Raw genomic sequence first — 1,309 nt, forward strand, 5'->3', positions numbered from 1 at the left:
TTCTCTAGAACGCCAGTCCGGAAACGGCCTGGGGTTTTCGTTTGTCCGCTGTTTGGCGCAAATATTAGAATGCCATCAGATCAACTTCTCTGCTTCCTTAACTTACCTGTTCGGAGACAGAAGTGGAGGACGTGCCTGATGCAATTCGTGGTCGTTGCGCGAAAGAAGGCTTTGACGCAGTACACCGGTCTTCGTCAGCAGGAAAGAGAGCTGTGTCGGCAATACGAACAGCAATGCACAACGTCTGCAGCCATTTGTCGTGTACTCATCACACGTGGGCGAGAACAAGCTTTGACATTGACGATTTTCCCGCGAGCCTAAGTGCTGTCTACAACTGTAGATTATGAACCTTATTGTCCTAGCTTGAAGAGGGTTATTGGAAAGATTTTATCTGTTAGAGAGATATTATCTTTTTAAGTAAAATTAGAAATAAGTATACAAAATGTCCCATCTTTTATTTGAAGATAAACGATATAAATTCATAATTGAGATGTATTTTCAATTTAAATGAGAATGTTTATTAATAAAATAGAATAATAAAATATCTATTATTTACTTTTTTTGAATTCATGGTATGAGGCTCTGAAGAGCATGAAAGGATAGCCAGATGGCAATTAAAGATCCGAAGGTCATTGAGCACCTAAACACGCAGCTTACCAACGAACTCACTGCAATTAATCAATATTTTTTGCATGCACGGACTCTGCGACACTGGGGTGTGACGCTTCTTGGTAAAAAAGAATACGAAGAATCCATTGAGGAAATGCGGCATGCCGATTGGCTGATTGAACGCATTCTCTTCTTGGGAGGGCTGCCGAATGTTCAGCGCCTAAACCAGATTCTGATTGGCCAGAGTGTTGAAGAAATTCTTCAGTGTGATCAGAAGCTAGAAGAAAAAGCGATTGCTGATCTTCGCGAAGGCATTGCGTATTGTGAAAGCGTCCGTGATTACGTTTCTCGAGATTTGCTACTGAAAATTCTCGTGAATGAAGAAGAGCATGAAGACTTTATTGATCGTCAGTTTGATCTGATCAAACAGGTTGGAATCGAGCGTTATATTCATAAGAATTCTGCTGCGGCTCCTGATCAGGACTGAATGTTCTTTAAAATACCCGGGGTTTTCTCCGGGTATTTTTTTAATCAGAGATAGACAGCTTGATTTGCTGCTGCTGGCAGCACGGATGTCTGAGAGACTGCAGCTTGCATATGTTTTCGGTTCTGCAAGGCCTGTCTGAGTAGGCATACCATTACAGGAACACAGTTTCCGCACTGAGCACGGCATTTGCGAGCTGTATAGATATCCGAAGGT

1 protein-coding gene is annotated in these 1,309 nt (G+C 42.1%); it reads left to right on the top strand.

Annotation, left to right across the window (positions count from 1 at the left end):
- Window positions 1-607 precede the first annotated feature (607 nt).
- Window positions 608-1,096 carry a bacterioferritin gene (gene bfr, locus GJA01_RS15040; RefSeq protein ID WP_010503752.1) on the top strand — a complete coding sequence of 163 codons (489 nt, stop codon included), beginning with the start codon at window positions 608-610 and terminating at the stop codon, window positions 1,094-1,096.
- Window positions 1,097-1,309: the final 213 nt, after the last annotated feature.

Origin of the sequence: Gluconobacter japonicus, from assembly GCF_002723975.1 — a bacterium.
GTDB classification, from domain to species: Bacteria; Pseudomonadota; Alphaproteobacteria; order Acetobacterales; family Acetobacteraceae; genus Gluconobacter; species Gluconobacter japonicus.